The 15,042-nt window shown below is 67.0% G+C and carries 17 protein-coding genes, 1 tRNA gene and 1 pseudogene; 5 read left to right on the top strand and 14 right to left on the bottom strand.

Translation table 11 applies throughout. The features are described 5' to 3' along the window. Positions 1–492: 492 nt before the first annotated feature. From A6E15_RS22050 to A6E15_RS13080, 5 genes and pseudogenes are all read right to left on the bottom strand, one after another. A pseudogene (locus tag A6E15_RS22050) lies at positions 493–582 on the bottom strand (DUF7692 domain-containing protein); the annotation flags it as partial. Between the two features lie 20 nt (positions 583–602). Next, complete coding sequence (locus A6E15_RS13065) at positions 603–830, bottom strand: hypothetical protein (RefSeq protein WP_245800578.1); 228 nt, start codon at positions 828–830, stop codon at positions 603–605. Positions 831–1,124: 294 nt separating this feature from the next. Beyond that, positions 1,125–1,197: transfer RNA gene (locus A6E15_RS13070), tRNA-Pro, on the bottom strand. An 84-nt stretch (positions 1,198–1,281) separates the two neighbouring features. Then, positions 1,282–1,884 (bottom strand): tRNA (pseudouridine(54)-N(1))-methyltransferase TrmY, encoded by a 603-nt coding sequence (gene trmY, locus A6E15_RS13075; protein ID WP_076146820.1) that lies wholly within the window; start codon positions 1,882–1,884, stop codon positions 1,282–1,284. An 82-nt stretch (positions 1,885–1,966) separates the two neighbouring features. After that, positions 1,967–2,518, bottom strand: coding sequence for a metal-dependent hydrolase (locus tag A6E15_RS13080; protein ID WP_076146822.1), 552 nt, complete (start codon positions 2,516–2,518; stop codon positions 1,967–1,969). Positions 2,519–2,623: 105 nt separating this feature from the next. Between A6E15_RS13080 and A6E15_RS21020 the strand changes: the two genes are divergently transcribed. Beyond that, on the top strand, positions 2,624–2,800 hold the full coding sequence (locus A6E15_RS21020) for an HVO_A0556 family zinc finger protein (RefSeq protein WP_175607259.1): 177 nt from the start codon (positions 2,624–2,626) through the stop codon (positions 2,798–2,800). A gap of 30 nt (positions 2,801–2,830) precedes the next feature. Here the strand turns inward: A6E15_RS21020 and A6E15_RS13085 are convergent, their stop codons facing one another. From A6E15_RS13085 to A6E15_RS13095, 3 genes are all read right to left on the bottom strand, one after another. Further along, complete coding sequence (locus A6E15_RS13085; protein ID WP_076146823.1) at positions 2,831–3,019, bottom strand: hypothetical protein; 189 nt, start codon at positions 3,017–3,019, stop codon at positions 2,831–2,833. An 8-nt stretch (positions 3,020–3,027) separates the two neighbouring features. Beyond that, positions 3,028–3,219, bottom strand: a complete 192-nt coding sequence (locus A6E15_RS13090) for a DUF7511 domain-containing protein (protein ID WP_076146825.1) — start codon at positions 3,217–3,219, stop codon at positions 3,028–3,030. Positions 3,220–3,499: 280 nt separating this feature from the next. Then, on the bottom strand, positions 3,500–4,615 hold the full coding sequence (locus tag A6E15_RS13095) for a S1C family serine protease (RefSeq protein WP_076148352.1): 1,116 nt from the start codon (positions 4,613–4,615) through the stop codon (positions 3,500–3,502). 154 nt (positions 4,616–4,769) lie between these two features. On the opposite strand from A6E15_RS13095, the gene A6E15_RS13100 reads away from it, so the two are divergent. Further along, positions 4,770–6,143: a tRNA pseudouridine(54/55) synthase Pus10 gene (locus A6E15_RS13100; RefSeq protein ID WP_076146827.1), complete on the top strand. Its 1,374-nt coding sequence runs from the start codon at positions 4,770–4,772 to the stop codon at positions 6,141–6,143. A 41-nt stretch (positions 6,144–6,184) separates the two neighbouring features. Here A6E15_RS13100 and A6E15_RS13105 read toward each other — a convergent pair whose 3' ends face one another. Beyond that, positions 6,185–6,484: a ribbon-helix-helix protein, CopG family gene (locus tag A6E15_RS13105; RefSeq protein WP_076146829.1), complete on the bottom strand. Its 300-nt coding sequence runs from the start codon at positions 6,482–6,484 to the stop codon at positions 6,185–6,187. 106 nt (positions 6,485–6,590) lie between these two features. On the opposite strand from A6E15_RS13105, the gene rnhB reads away from it, so the two are divergent. Beyond that, entirely contained in the window at positions 6,591–7,259 is a 669-nt protein-coding gene (gene rnhB, locus A6E15_RS13110; RefSeq protein ID WP_076146830.1) for a ribonuclease HII, read from the top strand. Between the two features lie 370 nt (positions 7,260–7,629). Here the strand turns inward: rnhB and A6E15_RS13115 are convergent, their stop codons facing one another. From A6E15_RS13115 to lonB, 3 genes are read right to left on the bottom strand one after another with little or no spacing between them, the layout of a single operon-like run. Continuing rightward, positions 7,630–7,980 carry a hypothetical protein gene (locus tag A6E15_RS13115; protein ID WP_076146832.1) on the bottom strand — a complete coding sequence of 117 codons (351 nt, stop codon included), beginning with the start codon at positions 7,978–7,980 and terminating at the stop codon, positions 7,630–7,632. A 24-nt stretch (positions 7,981–8,004) separates the two neighbouring features. Next, on the bottom strand, positions 8,005–9,084 hold the full coding sequence (locus A6E15_RS13120) for a CPBP family glutamic-type intramembrane protease (RefSeq protein ID WP_076146834.1): 1,080 nt from the start codon (positions 9,082–9,084) through the stop codon (positions 8,005–8,007). Further along, the gene (gene lonB / locus A6E15_RS13125; protein ID WP_076146836.1) at positions 9,085–11,238 is read right to left on the bottom strand and encodes an ATP-dependent protease LonB; all 2,154 of its coding nucleotides are present in this window, start codon (positions 11,236–11,238) and stop codon (positions 9,085–9,087) included. A 286-nt stretch (positions 11,239–11,524) separates the two neighbouring features. Here lonB and A6E15_RS13130 point away from each other — a divergent pair, with 286 nt between their 5' ends. After that, a complete protein-coding gene (locus A6E15_RS13130) occupies positions 11,525–12,043 on the top strand; it encodes a nicotinamide-nucleotide adenylyltransferase (protein WP_076146837.1) in 519 nt (172 codons plus the stop codon). 28 nt (positions 12,044–12,071) lie between these two features. Further along, the gene (locus A6E15_RS13135; RefSeq protein WP_076146839.1) at positions 12,072–12,908 is read left to right on the top strand and encodes an SAM hydrolase/SAM-dependent halogenase family protein; all 837 of its coding nucleotides are present in this window, start codon (positions 12,072–12,074) and stop codon (positions 12,906–12,908) included. Between the two features lie 10 nt (positions 12,909–12,918). Here the strand turns inward: A6E15_RS13135 and A6E15_RS13140 are convergent, their stop codons facing one another. Then, the gene (locus A6E15_RS13140; RefSeq protein ID WP_076146840.1) at positions 12,919–13,290 is read right to left on the bottom strand and encodes a HalOD1 output domain-containing protein; all 372 of its coding nucleotides are present in this window, start codon (positions 13,288–13,290) and stop codon (positions 12,919–12,921) included. Between the two features lie 104 nt (positions 13,291–13,394). Further along, complete coding sequence (gene thsA, locus A6E15_RS13145; RefSeq protein WP_076146842.1) at positions 13,395–14,939, bottom strand: thermosome subunit alpha; 1,545 nt, start codon at positions 14,937–14,939, stop codon at positions 13,395–13,397. Positions 14,940–15,042 lie beyond the last annotated feature (103 nt).

The raw sequence follows: 15,042 nt of genomic DNA on the forward strand, positions 1-15,042 counted from the left end.
CTGCCCCGTGCTACCGGCGCTACAACGACCACCCGTAGTAGTCGGCGAGAACGTCTCTCGCCCCGTACGCGACCGCCAACACGACAGCGGCACAGATCACCAGGGAGAGAAAATACGAGGGGTCAGAGTCCATAACAATCGATCAGCGACGGTCTGGGAAAACGCGGTGACTACCGCTCCCTGACCGAATTGGCGACGGTTTCGATCGACTCGATCTTTTCGGAGAGAGCGTCCAACTGCCACCGCTTGCTTGTTTCAGATCCAGTTGGCCAACAGGGCTATTGTCGTCTAATTCGAAGCCATGGATGGCGAGGCACGATTCAGTCGTTCCCGACAGAATCCGCCGACTCCGAGACAAGCGGCACCTCGCCGATGAGATCAGTCCGACGCCAATGGCCACATTGACAGCGATCTCAGAACCCACCGATTGATTCCCACCATCGAAAGGGGGCTCAAACGCTGGCTCCCGCCAGCGTTTCTCGAGGGACTGATTCACTCTGTAGTGACGACGATCTCGTCTTCGATATCGAACGTCATCGCTCGCGTCGACAGCGTCTCGGCAATCTCCCGGCGCTGCTCGACAAACATAACAAAAACTACACCTACTCCACGTCGATAGGTGGCTCGAATCCATCAGCAGAATCGAGTTCGTCAACTACTCTAAGCGCGTCGATACTCTGATACGAATCAAGATCATATGTCTCTCGAATTTTGTCGGCAAGAACCCATGCCCTTCTCGCTAATTCAGCATCAGTGTCTTGATGACGGTATGAAAACTCCGCCAAGGCCACAGCGATCATTAGGTCATCACGGAGACGATCAATAGTCATAGCTGTAAACATGTGAGACAGGGTATAAATAAATTCTCGTAGAGTAAGGTTTGAGAATCACTTGTACATTCAAATCTGAAACTATATCCATCTATTGACTGTGAGACGATCAGATAGATAAATGTCTGAACACCTTTATTATATTCAGCTGGCATTTAAACAACGACAGTGAGTAGAATGGCTGGGAGAACCTGCACTACGCGCAGAACCTCGGTCTGATTCGAATCTGCTTAGTTCCATTTACCCGCACCGCAGACTTGTTACTCCGTTCCTCGTGTTGCGGTGCGGGAAAAGTGGGCCGGCGCAGATTCGAACTGCGGTTACGGCCACCCGAAGGCCGAAGGATACCAAGCTACCCCACCGGCCCGCATTCGAATCGTACGCGGCCGGGCGTTTAACGCTTGCGAAAGCCGCCGTCGGACCGCCCGAAGGGAGTCGGTCCCCGCGCGCCTCAGAACCGCCCGTAGCCGTCGGTGTCCAGATAGTGATGCGCGATCGTGATCGCCTGATCGGCGTGGAGGAGTTCGGGGCCGAGCCGCAGTCGCTGGTCCGCAACGTCCTCGAGCAGCGCCGCTTCGTCGGCGGTGAAGTCCCGATGGTCGGACAGTACGAAGATCCCGTCGGCGAGTCCCTCGGGGTCGACGTCGACGACCGCGTCGCCGTCCTCGTGGAGCTGGACCACCGGACCGTCGTCGGCGATCGCCTCGAGGGTCCCCTCGAATCCGCGCCGGTACAGCTCCACTCCGGGGCTCGGCTCGGCGGGAAGGGCACCGATGGCGTCCGCGCGATGCTCGAGGGCGTTGCGGACCAGCGCGGCTGTGCTGCGCTCGTCAGGGTTGAGCCGCTGCAGCTCGCGCCCGTCGAACGTGATCGTGAGTTCGTCCCGTGCGATCAGGTGGACGCGGACGGCCTCCCGGATGCCGTGGGAGGTGACGAACGCGGCGGTGATCGACCGACAGAGCGCGTCGAGGCGGCCGGCTCCGCCCGCGAGGTCGTCCAGCGAGAAGTCGGGCTCGGTCGGGACGTCGTGACCGAGCAACACGAACTGGCGCATACCGGAGCGACGGGGACGAGCCGAATAGCTGCCACGATTCGCGACGGCTGGGTCGAGCCGGCGCGAGCGGTCGCGAACGCGCCTACGCGCTCGTCCACCGCTCGAGGGGGGTGACCACGAGCCCCAGTCCCGGCATGCCGTCGCGGTACCAGACGAGGGCCGCGACGGCGAAGAGGCCGAACTGGACCCACTCGAAGGTCCCCAGCTCGTAGTAGTTGAGGAACGCATCGAGGATGCCGGCGACCGGTTCCTCCGGCGGCGGCTCGAGGGCCGGCCACAGGAGGTAGGTCGCGCCGGAGACGTCACCGCTCAGTACTGCCGGCGGAACGTCGGCCAGCAGGTGCGAGCCGTAGCCCGCGAGAAAGCCGCCGCCGAGCGGGCGACGGCGCAGCCGCGTCGCGACGGCCAGCACCGCCACCGCGAGGGCGGCGAGGGCGAACACCGAGTGCGAGAGGGTCCGCCCGCCGGGCAAGAGCCCGGCGTTCCACGCGAGGGGCTTGTCGATCAGGTCCGGCGTCTGCGAGCCGACCGCGAGAGCGATCGCCGGCAGGGCACGCGGCGGTCGACCGAACCGGCGGTGAACGACGGCGGTATACAGCAGGTAGGCGACGGCGAGGTGTCCCCAGGGCCACATCCTGCGGGTTTACTCCGGAAACCGGCATAGGCGCTTCGACTCGCCGCCGTCGGGCTGCATAGGCATGGCCAACCGTTTCCCCCGTCTCGAGTATGGGGTGCGTATATGGCGAAATCAGAGTCGTCGCAGTCCGGCGGTAGTCGGCAGTTGCTCGCGATCCTCGAGGGGCGGCCCTGTCCGGACTGCGTCGACGGCGAACTCGAGCGGGACAGCTACAAGGACAAGCGAGCGGTCGTCTGTGACAGCTGTGGCACGCCGCGGGCGCAGGTCTGGACGGGCTAGGCCGTGCGAACCGGCCCGGCCGGGACCGGCTCACCGCGAGCGCGAGCCGGGGTAGTCGTGGCCGACGACGAGCGCGAGCGCGTGGACCGCGATGAGCCCGAGGAACATCGTGAGTCGGCCGAACGAGTCGATCCCAGCGACGATGACGGGGACGTAGACGATCGGGAGCAGGGTCCCGAGCCAGAAGCCCGCCGCGGTAACGGAGCTGTGCAGATGCATCGGCACGATCAGCGCATCGTTTCGAGGTCGACGAACCCCGCTTCGTGGGCGGATATCCAGGTCGTCGTCAACACGCTACCGCTGGCGTGACGCGGGAAGATGGCACACTCGTCGGGCGCGTCGTCGTTTTCGACGGTGACGTGTTCGAGTTCGACGGGCGGTTCCTCGCTGTCGGAGCGGTGGACATCGGCGTCGGTCATTCGGGATCAGGCGACGGGTACGCGCGCCGATGGCTCCTATCCGATCCCCTACTATTGTTATCGAGTGTGTAACGCCTCGAACTCGGGCGATAGCGTTCGGTTCACCCGATTGTAGATCGTTCACTGCCGCGAAACCGACCGCAACGAGGGCTGACGTGTACGACGCTGCTATGGCACGAACTCCGGACAGTCACCGCCGTCTCAACGCAATAAGAGGTTGTTTCCGCCGATCGCGCGCCGTCGAACGGCCGCGGGGACGCCGCGACTCCGACGGCCGGGCCTACGCGGAGGCGGGCTCCGGCCGGGCGTCGAGCGTGAGTCGCGTTGTCTCGGTGCGCCCGTTCCGGCGGAACCGCACCTCGAGGGTCTCGCCGGGGCTGGTCTCGAGCGCGAGATACGTCGAGAGGGCGTGGCGGTCGGGGATCGGCGTTCCGTCGAACGCGCGGATCACGTCGCCGCCGACGGGGATGGCCTCGCCGCGGCGCTCGACGGTCCCCGTGGCCGGCTCGAGGACGCCGTCGGCCGCCGAGCCGTCGACGACGGCGGTGACGAGGACGCCGCTGGCCTCCTCGAGGTCGTTTTCCTCGGCGACGAGCCGGTCGACGGATCGGAGCCCGATTCCCGTGTAGGAGTGATCGTAGGAGCCGTCCGCAAGCAGCGACGGAACCACGCGCTCGGTGAGCGCGGCGGAGATGGCGAAGCCGATGTTGTCGCCGCCGCCGGAGTTGACGACGCCGACGACCTCGCCGTCGAGGTTCGCGAGCGGCCCGCCGCTGTTGCCGGGATTGACCGCGGCGTCGGTCTGGACGACGTTCGGGAACGAGAACTCCCGCTGCGGGACGTCCAGCGTCCGATCGACGCCGCTGACGATCCCCGCGGACATCGACCCCTCGAGGCCGTAGGGGTTACCGACCGCGGCCACCTGCTGGCCGACGACGGGCCGGTCGTCGGTCAGCGACAGCGGCGTCGCCGAGTCGGGGACGTAGTCGACCTCGAGGACGGCCAGGTCGCTGTGGTAGTCGCTCCCGACGAGCGTGGTACCGGCCCAGTCGCCGGTGACGTACTGGAGGTCAGCGTCCTCGGCACCGGCGACGACGTGGTGGTTGGTGACGACGTGGTCCGCGTCGTAGAGAAAGCCCGATCCCTGGCCCCGTCCCCGTTCGCCCGTCGACGGGTCCTCGACGCCGAAGGCACGGACCTGCGTCACCGATTCGATGATCGCATCGTAGAGGTCGGTAAACGCCGAGCCGTCGGCGATGTTCTCCCGATCGATGTCGTACGAGGAAGCCCCCTCGATAGAACTGTCGGCACGGGGTTCGGCACAGCCGGCGACCGCGGCGATCCCCGCACTCGCGGCCGCGAGAAAGGAGCGTCGATTCAGTCGGGAATCGTCCATGTCGGGGACTTGGACCCGACCCATTTCAACACCGGGGCTAGCGATCCGCGCGTTCGAGCGACGGCTCCGACCGGGTCGTCGTGATTACCGCCGACGCCGTCGTCGGCCCCGCGAAGGGAAAACGTGTTACCCGCGGCTCCCCGAGTCCCGAGACATGATCACGGAAGACGCCCGCGCGCTGCTGTCGACGGGTGCCGTCTGCGACTCCTGTCTCGGGCGGCCATTCGCCGATCGCAGTTTCGGGCTGACCAACGCCGAACGCGGCCGGGCGCTGCGGACGACGATCGCGCTAGAAGACGACGAGGACTTCGAGCCGACCGACCCGGCGGACTGCTGGGTCTGTGAGGGCTACTGCGGCGCGTTCGACGCCGTCGCCGAGACGATCGCCGACGCCCTCGAGGGAACCGAGTTCGCCACCTACCAGGTCGGGACCCGCGTCCCGCCGCTGGTCGAGGAGAACGAACGCCTGCTCCGGGAGGACGCCGGCCTCGAGCCCGACGCCGGCGAGTCGATGAAACGCGAGATGAACCGCGAAGTCGGCCGGCGCGTCGGCGCGACGACCGGCACAGAGGTCGACTTCGACCGCCCGGACGTCCTCGCGATCGTCGATCTCGAGGGGTTCGACCCGCTCGAAGCGCTCGAGTCGGACACCGTCACGAGCCACGCGGTCGACGTCCAGATCAACCCCGCGTTCGTCTACGGCCGCTACCGCAAGCTCGAGCGGGACATCCCCCAGACCGAGTGGCCCTGCCGGGAGTGTGGCGGCAGCGGCGTCCAGCTGGGCGACGACGGCGAGGAGCCCTGTGACTACTGCGGCGGCTCGGGCTACATGTACGACACCAGCGTCGAACAGGTCGTCCGTCCCCACGTCGTCGACGCCATGGAGGGCGACGAGGGCACCTTCCACGGCGCGGGACGGGAAGACGTCGACGCCCGCATGCTCGAGGAGGGTCGGCCGTTCGTCCTCGAGGTGAAACGCCCCGCGGTGCGCGACCCCGACCCGGCCGAACTCGAGGCCGAGATCAACGACGCCGCCGACGGCGCGGTCGAGGTCGACGGCCTGCGGCTGGCGACCTACGAGATGGTCGAGCGCGTCAAGGAACACGACGCGAGCAAGCGCTACCGCGCCGACGTCGCGTTCGCCGAGCCGGTCGACGAGGACGCCTTCGAGACCGCCCTCGCCGAACTCGAGGGGACGACCGTCGAGCAGTACACGCCCGAGCGGGTCGACCACCGCCGGGCGGGGCTGACCCGCGAGCGGACCGTCTACGCCATCGACGGCGACCTGCGATCCCCGACCGAGGCGGAGGTGCGACTCCACGGCGAGGGCGGGCTCTACGTGAAGGAACTGATCAGCAGCGACGGCGGCCGGACCGTGCCCAGCCTCGCGGGCCTGCTCGAGACCGACGCCGAGGTGACGGCGCTTGACGTGACCGGCGTCGAAGGGGAAACCGAACCGTTCGAGCACGAGGCGTACTTCCTGGACGAGCCGCGCGACGGCACCGAGACGGCGGCGGGAGACGCCTGAGACGCGACGGCTCGAGCGCTCGACGCCGCTGTACGCCGCGATTAGCGTTCGGGGACGCCGTCGACGGACGCCGACTCGAGTTGTCCCTTGAGGAGCCGGAAGTCGGCCGCGCGCCGCGTTCCGACCAGAGCGGTCAGTTCCTCGAACGTGATCTCGTCGTCGTAGTAGGCCGCGGCGACCTCCCCTTCGAGCGGCCCCTCCCGCGCGTTCTCTACGTAGTCCCGAAGCGCGGCGACGAGCAGTTCGGACCGGCTCGTCCCGAGCGCGGTCGCGAGAACGTCGGCCCGCTCGAGGAGCCGGTCGGGCGCGTCGACCTCGATTCCCTCGCTGTCGGATTGCACGACGCGCCGGTTTCGAGTCCACGGACAAATATCGTGCGACACGCGACGCGGCGAGTCGGGGACCGACAACGCAACGATTTAGCGCCCGGCGACGGATCCACGTCGTATGCCATTCGGCGTCGACGAGGCCGGCAAGGGCCCCGCGCTGGGATCGATGTTCGCCGCGGCCGTCCACTGCGAAGCGCCCGACGACCTCCCCGACGGGATCAGGGACTCGAAGCGGCTCTCGCCCGAGCGCCGCGAGGAACTGGCGGCGACCCTGCGCGGCGACGACCGTATCGCGGTCGGCGTCGCCGAGATCACGCCGGCGCGGATCGACGACCCCGAGACCGACATGAACTCGCTGGCGGTCGCGGCCCACGCCGACGCCATCGAGGCCGCGCTCGCCGACCGCGAGCGCGACGCCTCGGGCGAGCCGTTCTCGGGGCTCTGTGACGCCTGCGACACCGACGCCGATCGGTTCGCTCGGCGGGTCGCCGACGCCTGCTCGCTCGAGGCCCTCGCCGTCGACGCGCGCCACGGGGCCGACGACGAGTCGCCGCTGGTCGGCGCGGCCAGCGTCGTCGCCAAGGTCGAACGCGACGCCCACGTCGCCGCGCTGGCCGACGAGTACGGCCCGATCGGCAGCGGCTACCCGGGCGATTCGACGACCCGCGAGTTCCTCGCGACGTACGTCGACGACCACGGCGAGCTGCCGCCGTTCGCGCGCGCGTCGTGGGCCACCTGCGAGGACCTCCTCGCGGACGCCGAACAGACCGGGCTCGAGCAGTTCTAGCGGGTCCGGTACGGACTGCGCGCAGACAGCACGGTCGAGGTCTGTCTCGTCCTGAATTGATCTCCCGATGTGCGGTGGCACGCGCTGTCGGTCGGCCGAACGACAGTGAGGACGCCCGACGATACTGTGTGAGGGATGAGCGAGGACGTAGTCCGAGCGTTAGCGCGGAACCTCCGTTCCGCGAACCATCCGAACGGGGCTTCGCCCCGTGAGGAGAAATCGGCTGGGGAGGGCGTGGCTATTCAGTGTTGCCACGATAGCAGAGCGCTTCCGCTGTATATCCTTCCACCCCTCGACACGATAAGTTCACGACTGATAACTGCGGAGCTCCGCCCGAACGGTATCAGCACTAATTCGTCCGGAACAGTCGTCACCGAGACCGCCAGACCACGTAGACGTAGCAGCCGACGCCGAGAAAGACCAGCAGCGAGGAGAGCGTCTCGAGGGCGCTCGAGCGCGCGAGGACGGCCGCGATGTTCAACAGGCCGCCCGCGACGAGACTGCCCGCACCCACGCTCAGTACCGATCTCGGTCCCGCCGTCGACCGCTGCCCGTACAGCATCACCCCCACGGCGATCGCGATGACGCCGAAACCGAGTTCCGTGAGCGTCACCGCCCGCGGGTCGTTCGTGGCCGTCGCGTAGGCGAAGACGGCGAAGTAGCTCAGAATCATGGCGGTGACCGCTCGAGAGCGGGCCGGTGAGCCGGCGTGCAGGTCCATGTCCGGTCGAGGGACTCCCCGCCCTTAGCCTTCGAGGGTTTCGGCCCACTCGAGTCCCAGCCCCTCGTGGACGACGAACTCGAGGGCGTTGACGAGGTAGTGAGCGACGACGACGACCAGCAGGCTGCCGGTGAGGACGTAGACGGCCGCGAGGCCGAACCCGAGCAGGCCGGTGACGACGACGCCGACCGAGCCCTGCATCCCGTGGCCGAGGGCGAAAGCGATCGAAGAGCCGACCGCGAGCAGCCACGGCGAGACGCCGTAGCCGGCCGCCGGGACGCCGATCAGCGCCGCTCGGAAGAGCAGTTCCTCGAAGCCGGCGATGATCGGCAACACCCCGACCAGCAGGACGATCCACCCGCCGAGCGAGTCCGGCGAGAGCAACTCCCGCAACGCCTCGTCGTGATCGAACCCGAACCGGGTCGCCCCCGCCGCGGCGAGTTCGTTCGCGACGTAGAACGCGAGCCCGGCGACGGTCCCCAAAAGCAGGCCCGACTCGAGGTATCCGAGCGAGAACTCGACGCCCAGTGCCGACGCCGGAATCGCCGTATAGATCGCCGCGCCGAGCAAGAGGAGCGCGAACAGCCCCTGCGAGAACGCGACGTTCGCGAGGACCATCCCCGTCGAGAGCGAGTCCGGATCGACGCCGCGATCCGCCGGGCCGAGTTGGCCACCCTCGAGGGCGGGGCCGGGCGCGCGACTCGAGGTGCGGTCGCGTTCCGAATCGGGGGCGGGATCGTCGTCGGTGGCGGTGGGCGGGGTCGTCGGTGACTGCCCGTCGGCGCTGGCACCGTCGCTCGCGTCCCGTTCGGGCGTCGAACCGGGCCGATCGCGACCGTCGCGCGAGCGCGAATCGGTATCGGTCCGGGACGTCGGATTCGCGTCGTCCGCGGGCGACTCGGGGGAAGCGTCGGTCGACGACCGCAAACCGGCGTCAGTGGGCGGGTCGCGTCCCGCCGTCGAGTCGCCGGCGGTCGGATCAGCGACGCCGTCGGAGGAACCGTCGATCCCGTCGGTAAACGCCGACTGGGTAAGATGGGATAAAACGAGCAACAATGCGAGGACGACGCCCGTGAGACCGAGGAACGTCGCCCACTGAGGCATCTACTGCGGGCTCGGATTCGAGCCGCCGGCGGAGCCGACGGTGCCCTGATCGAACGCGGTGCCGGTGATCGATTTGAGTCGATCGACCAGCGAGTCCTTCTTGGGTTCGCCCATCAGGGCGACGTCGAGGACTTCGCTGATGTTCGAGCAGGGGACGATCTCGATCATCTCCTCGTACTCGTCTTCGATCATCACGTCCTGTTCGTTCGCCTCGGGGATGATGACCTTCGTGCAACCGGCCTTGGCGGCGGCCTCGATCTTGTGGGTGACGCCGCCGACCGGCAACACGTCACCGCGGACCGACAGCGAGCCGGTCATCGCGACCGACTGGTCGACCGGGATGTTCTCGAGCGCCGAGATAACGGCGGTCGCCACGGTGATCGAGGCGGAGTCGCCGTCCACGCCCTGTTGGCCGGCCTGGACGAACTGGATGTGGATGTCCTTCTCCGAGAGGTCGACGTCGGAGAACTTCTTGATGATCGCGGAGACGTTCTGAACCGATTCCTCGGCCATCTCCTGGAGCTTCCCGGTGGCGATGACCTGCCCGCCGCCCTGTGCGGGGGCGATCTCGGCCATGACCGGGAGCATGATGCCCGAGTCCTCGCCCATGACGGCGAGGCCGTTGACCCGTCCCTCGACGCCGCCCTCGTTGACCTGCAGTTCGTAGTCCTTGCGGCGCTCGATGTAGTCGTCGGCGAGCTGTTGCTCGATCGACCGGGATCGCTGCTTGGCCTGCAGGACGTCCTCGCGAGTCGTGCGGTCGCGGTCCTCGGCGCGGGCGATGTCGCCGGCGACCCGCACGAGACCACCGAGGCTGCGGAAGTGCAGCGTGAGGTGGTTCTTGCGGCCCGAGCGGCGCTTGGCCTCGAGGATGAGTTCCTCGACGGCGTCGTCGGTGAAGTGGGGGAGGCGGCCGTCGCGTTCGACCTCCTGGGCGATGAAGCGGGCGTACTTGCGCCGCATCTCGGGGGTGTCCTCGATGGTGTCGTCCATGTAGACCTCGTAGCCGTACCCTTTGATGCGGTTGCGGAGCGCGGGGTGCATGTTCTCCATGGCGTCGAGGTTCCCGGCGGCGACCATGATGAAGTCACAGGGGACGGGCTCGGTCTGGACCATCGCGCCCGAGGAGCGCTCGGACTGGCCCGTGATCGCGAACTCGCCTTCCTGGATGGCCGTCATCAGCTTCTGCTGGGTGCGGATGTCGAGCGTGTTGATCTCGTCGACGAACAGCACGCCCTTGTTGGACTTGTGGATCGCGCCGGGTTCGACGCGGTCGTGGCTCGGCGTCTCCATGCCGCCGGACTGGAAGGGGTCGTGGCGGACGTCGCCCAGCAGCGCGCCGGCGTGGGCACCCGTCGCGTCCTCGAAGGGAGCGACGCGCTGATCGCCGTTGTTGACGATCATGTTGGGCACCATCGCGTCCGAGCCCCGGGAGGTGTAGCGGAAGATCAGCCAGATGATCCCGGCCGCGAGGATGCCCAGCAGGATACTCGCGGGACTGAGGATCGCGTACCCGATGACGATCGCGATGATGATCCACATCAGGATCGACCGCATCTGGTTGCGCTTGCGGGCCTCTTCCTTGTGTGCGTCGATGATCTGTTCGCCCTTGCCAGCGGGAACGGTCCGGACCTTCGGCTCGTTGCCGTCGTCTGGGTTGTGATAGACCAGGACGTCCTGGAGGTCCTCCTTGGGGAGCAGCTGGCTCATCGCCTTGGCCAGCATCGACTTGCCGGTCCCGGGCGAGCCGATCATCATGACGTGGCGGCGCTGTTTGGCCGCCTTGATGATGATGTCGCGTGCTTCGTCCTGGCCGATGACCTGATCGACGAGCCGATCGGGGACCTCGATGTCCTCGGTCGAGTCGATCTGTAGCCCGCCCAGGAGGTCGTCCTCGGCGATCTCCTCGTCGACCTCGACGCCCGGATCGACCTCGACCGTGCTGCCGAGGTCCTCGACCGTCTCGAGGTCGTCCTCGTCGGACGACGGCTCGAAGTCGTCGATCGGGTCGTCGACGTCGTCGCCGCGGTCGCCCTCGTCCTCGAGCGGCGGCCGGTCTCCCTGACGCTCGGGGGACTGCTCGCGCCCGCCCTCGTCGGGAGCAGCGTCCGAAGCGTCTTCGGGAGGATCGTCAACGTTCGTATCGTTACTCATAGAACTCTGTTCGGTATCTGTTTCGAAGGGATTGGGACTGATATACTTTCTCCATGCGGAGGATGGTGTCAGTTGCTGATACCGGACGGAACAGCGCCCGACGTGGCTGATCAGGACGTGACCGTCGCAGTTTTAATTCGATATAGAAAATCTCGAATGTATCGTTCGGTGATCGGTCAGTGTGACCGACGCGGGACGAGCGGAAATCGACGGTTCGCTGCCGGCCGGTATTCCGCGCTCGAGACGACTCGCCACGCTTAAGCGCCGTGCCCGAGCAGTTTCCGGCATGACTCGGGGGTTCTACATCGGTCGGTTCCAGCCGTTTCACAACGGCCATCTGAACATGGTCAAGCAGATCGCCGAAGACGTCGACGAACTCGTCCTCGGGATCGGGAGCGCCGACGACTCACACACCGTGCGCAATCCGTTCACTGCGGGCGAACGCATCATGATGATCACGAAGTCGCTGGTCGACTACGATCTGGTCACCTACGCCGTCCCGATCGAGGACCTGGAACGGAACTCGGTATGGGTGAGCCACGTCCAGAGCATGAGTCCCGATTTCGACGTGGCCTACTCGAACAATCCGCTGGTCATCCAACTCTTTCGGGAGGCCGGCATCGAGATCCGCCAGTCCCCGATGTTCAACCGCGACGTCTTGGAGGGATCGGAGGTCCGCGAACGGATGATCACCGACGGCGACTGGGAGTCGCTCGTGCCCGACGCCGTCGTCGAGGTCGTCGAGGAGATGAACGGTATCGAGCGGATACAGATGGTCAGCGATTCGGACTCGAACGGGGACTGATTTGGCCTCGAAGGCCGTAGCCGCGACCATGCTCACGCTCGCGTCCGACTTCGGTTCGCCCTATCCCGCGGCGATGAAGGGTGTACTGTTGCAGCGCACCGACGCTCGACTGGTCGATGTCGCGCACGGTTTCCCTCGACAGGACGTCCGTACGGCCGCCTTCTGGCTCCGAGAAGTGTTGCCCTACTTTCCGCCGGCGACCCATCTGGTCGTCGTCGACCCCGGCGTCGGAACCGACCGCGACGCGATCGTTCTCCGCGCGGGCGATCACGTACTCGTCGGCCCCGACAACGGCGTCCTGGTGCCCGCGGCGAACCGACTCGCCGGTGCCGAGGACCCCGAGTGCTACGCCGTCGACGAGGCGGCGCTCGAGCCGGTCGAACCGACTGCACCCGTCGAGTCGACCGACGGCGCGAGCCCACAGCGACCGCCGGATGGCCGGAGCAACACGTTCCACGGTCGGGACGTCTTCGCGCCCGCTGCCGCGGCCGTCCACGATATGGCTCCGGACGAGTTGGGTTCGCTCGAGTGGCTCGAGCCGACGACGGTCGGCGTCGAGTTGACGTTGCCGACGCCGACGCTGGAAGACGAGCGGGCGGTCGGCGAGGTGCTGGTAGTCGACGGCTTCGGGAACGTCATTACGAACGTTCCGGGCTCCTATCTCGAGGGGCGGGAGCGGATCGTCGCGAACGGCGGTTCGGTCCCGGTCGGCGAGACGTTCGCCGCGGTGCCGGCGGGTGAGCGACTCGCGACCGTCGGGAGCCACGGCTACGTCGAACTCGACGTCAATCGCGGCCGCGGCGACGACGCGTTCGGCCTCGAACCCGGCGATCGGGTGGTCCTCGAACCCGAGGGCAACGAGTGAGACGGGGCCGTCAGCCGTCGGCCGGCCGCGGTTGCTGTCGCGCCGGATCGATCACGATCTCACCGTCGGCATACACCGTCACGCCACACTGCGAGAACGTAAACGACACCGAGCCGTCACCGACCCGTGACTCGTTCCCCTGCCAGTGGACGAACAGGGCGTTCAGCGCGTCCGGATCGATACACTCCGAGAGCGCCTCGAGATCGTCGGGTTCGACGCCGAGAACCGACGAGACGGTCACGAGCAGGGCCGTACTCACCGGTTCGTAGACGCGATCGTCACACCAGGTGTGGTAGGTCTCGCGGTCCTCGTCGTAGTAGACCGTCCGACCGTCAGAGTCACCGATCGGCGTCAGGGCGTCTCGCGGAGCGGTTCCGGACATACTAGACGAATCTGAGGTTTGTTAACACTTAACAGTGTCGGCCATGATCGACCGGAACCGGCAGCAAGCGACACGAAAAAACGCGAACGCGGGAAATAGCGACGTTACTCGGCGGCGATGACGTCGTCGATACGGGCGATCATCGTCGCGGCCTCGGTCGCGCTCTCGACGGCCTCGCGCTTGACGTCGGCGGGATCGACGACGCCGTACTCGAAGGGGTCGTCGATCGTGACCTCGTCAGCGTCGGTGATCAGGCCCGCACGACCCTCGGAGTCGTGGGCGGCACGGAGGTCCACGAGCGCGTCGATGGGGTCGCGGCCGGTGTTGGCCGCGAGCGTCCGCGGGACGATGTCGACCGCGTCGGCGAAGGCCGTCACGGCGAGCTGTTTGCGGCCCTCGATACCGGCGGCTTCCTCGCGGATCATGTCCGCGATCGCGATCTCGGTCGCGCCCGCGCCGGGGACGACCTCGCCCGACTCGAGCGCCGTCGCGACGACGTCTAAGGCGTCGCCGATGGCGCGCTCGAGTTCGTCGACGACGTGTTCGGTGCCGCCGCGGACGAAGACGGTGACCGTCTCGGCGGCCGCGCCGCCCTCGACGAACGCCAGGTCGTCGTCGCCGAAGTTCTCGGTGCGGATCCGGTCGGCGGCGCCGAGGTCCTCGTCCTCGAGGTCGTCGAGATCGCCGACGCGGCGCGCGCCGGTCGCCGACGCGACCTGTCGCGCGTCGCTGTCGCCCAGCCCTTCGAAGACGAGAACGCCTTCGTTGGCCAGCGCGTTCGCGACGCGGTCGTGGACGTCTTCGGTCGTGAAGACGACGTCGGCCCCGCTGGCGGCGACGGTCTCGGCGTAACCCTCGAGTTCGCCCTCCTCGGCGTCGATGGCGGCGTTGAGCTGGTCGATCGAGTCGATGGCGTACTCGGCGTCGACGTCGCCGGTCCGGACGTCGAGTTCGACGTCCAGGATGGCGATCGACGCGTCCTCGACCGCGCTCGGCATGCCGTCGTGGGCGGGCTCCTCGTCGACGACGATCCCGGGGACGAGTTCGGTCGCGTTCGAGGACGCACCGATCTGGGTGTGAACGGTGACGTTGTCGCGGGCGACGCCCTCGTCGGTATCGACGTGGCGAATCGCCTCGACGACGGTCTCGGCCAGGGACTCGGCGGTGAGTCCGCCGGTGCCCTTGCCGGTCATGCTCGACTGGGCGACCTGTCGGAGGATTTCGTCGTCGACGTCGGCCTCGTTGACCTGCTCGTCGATCGCCTCGAGGGCGATCTCGGCGGCCTCGTGGTAGCCCTCGACGATCGTCGTCGCGTGGACGTCCTGTTCGATCAGGTCCTCGGCCTCACCCAGCAGGTTGCCGGCCAGTACCGCGGCGGTGGTCGTCCCGTCGCCGACTTCCTCCTCCTGGGTGTCGGAGACTTCGACGATCATCTGGGCCGCGGGGTGTTCGATGTCCATCTCGTTGAGAATGGTCGCGCCGTCGTTGGTGATGACGACGTCCCCGCCGGAGTCGACGAGCATCTTGTCCATGCCGCGGGGCCCGAGCGTCGTCCGTACCGACTCGGCCACGGCCTTGCCGGCCATGATGTTGGACGACTGGGCGTCCCGACCCTGCGTTCGCTGACTGTCCTCGCTCATAATGAACATGGGCTGCCCACCCATGCGTCGCTGTTGTGCCATCGTTGATCCTCACTACCTATGTCGTTAGCACTTCTATATAAGTATTTCCCTCCCACCGCCACTCCGTCTT

The sequence above is a fragment of the Natrinema saccharevitans genome, assembly GCF_001953745.1.
GTDB classification, from domain to species: Archaea; Halobacteriota; Halobacteria; order Halobacteriales; family Natrialbaceae; genus Natrinema; species Natrinema saccharevitans.

Bases quoted from the DNA above. Each gene is read 5' to 3' on its own strand.
- A6E15_RS13065 (WP_245800578.1), bottom strand. From the start codon at position 830: ATGACTATTGATCGTCTCCGTGATGACCTAATGATCGCTGTGGCCTTG.
- trmY (WP_076146820.1), bottom strand. From the start codon at position 1,884: ATGCGCCAGTTCGTGTTGCTCGGTCACGACGTCCCGACCGAGCCCGAC.
- A6E15_RS13080 (WP_076146822.1), bottom strand. From the start codon at position 2,518: ATGTGGCCCTGGGGACACCTCGCCGTCGCCTACCTGCTGTATACCGCC.
- A6E15_RS21020 (WP_175607259.1), top strand. From the start codon at position 2,624: ATGGCGAAATCAGAGTCGTCGCAGTCCGGCGGTAGTCGGCAGTTGCTC.
- A6E15_RS13085 (WP_076146823.1), bottom strand. From the start codon at position 3,019: ATGCATCTGCACAGCTCCGTTACCGCGGCGGGCTTCTGGCTCGGGACC.
- A6E15_RS13090 (WP_076146825.1), bottom strand. From the start codon at position 3,219: ATGACCGACGCCGATGTCCACCGCTCCGACAGCGAGGAACCGCCCGTC.
- A6E15_RS13095 (WP_076148352.1), bottom strand. From the start codon at position 4,615: ATGGACGATTCCCGACTGAATCGACGCTCCTTTCTCGCGGCCGCGAGT.
- A6E15_RS13100 (WP_076146827.1), top strand. From the start codon at position 4,770: ATGATCACGGAAGACGCCCGCGCGCTGCTGTCGACGGGTGCCGTCTGC.
- rnhB (WP_076146830.1), top strand. From the start codon at position 6,591: ATGCCATTCGGCGTCGACGAGGCCGGCAAGGGCCCCGCGCTGGGATCG.
- A6E15_RS13115 (WP_076146832.1), bottom strand. From the start codon at position 7,980: ATGGACCTGCACGCCGGCTCACCGGCCCGCTCTCGAGCGGTCACCGCC.
- A6E15_RS13120 (WP_076146834.1), bottom strand. From the start codon at position 9,084: ATGCCTCAGTGGGCGACGTTCCTCGGTCTCACGGGCGTCGTCCTCGCA.
- lonB (WP_076146836.1), bottom strand. From the start codon at position 11,238: ATGAGTAACGATACGAACGTTGACGATCCTCCCGAAGACGCTTCGGAC.
- A6E15_RS13130 (WP_076146837.1), top strand. From the start codon at position 11,525: ATGACTCGGGGGTTCTACATCGGTCGGTTCCAGCCGTTTCACAACGGC.
- A6E15_RS13135 (WP_076146839.1), top strand. From the start codon at position 12,072: ATGCTCACGCTCGCGTCCGACTTCGGTTCGCCCTATCCCGCGGCGATG.
- A6E15_RS13140 (WP_076146840.1), bottom strand. From the start codon at position 13,290: ATGTCCGGAACCGCTCCGCGAGACGCCCTGACGCCGATCGGTGACTCT.
- thsA (WP_076146842.1), bottom strand. From the start codon at position 14,939: ATGTTCATTATGAGCGAGGACAGTCAGCGAACGCAGGGTCGGGACGCC.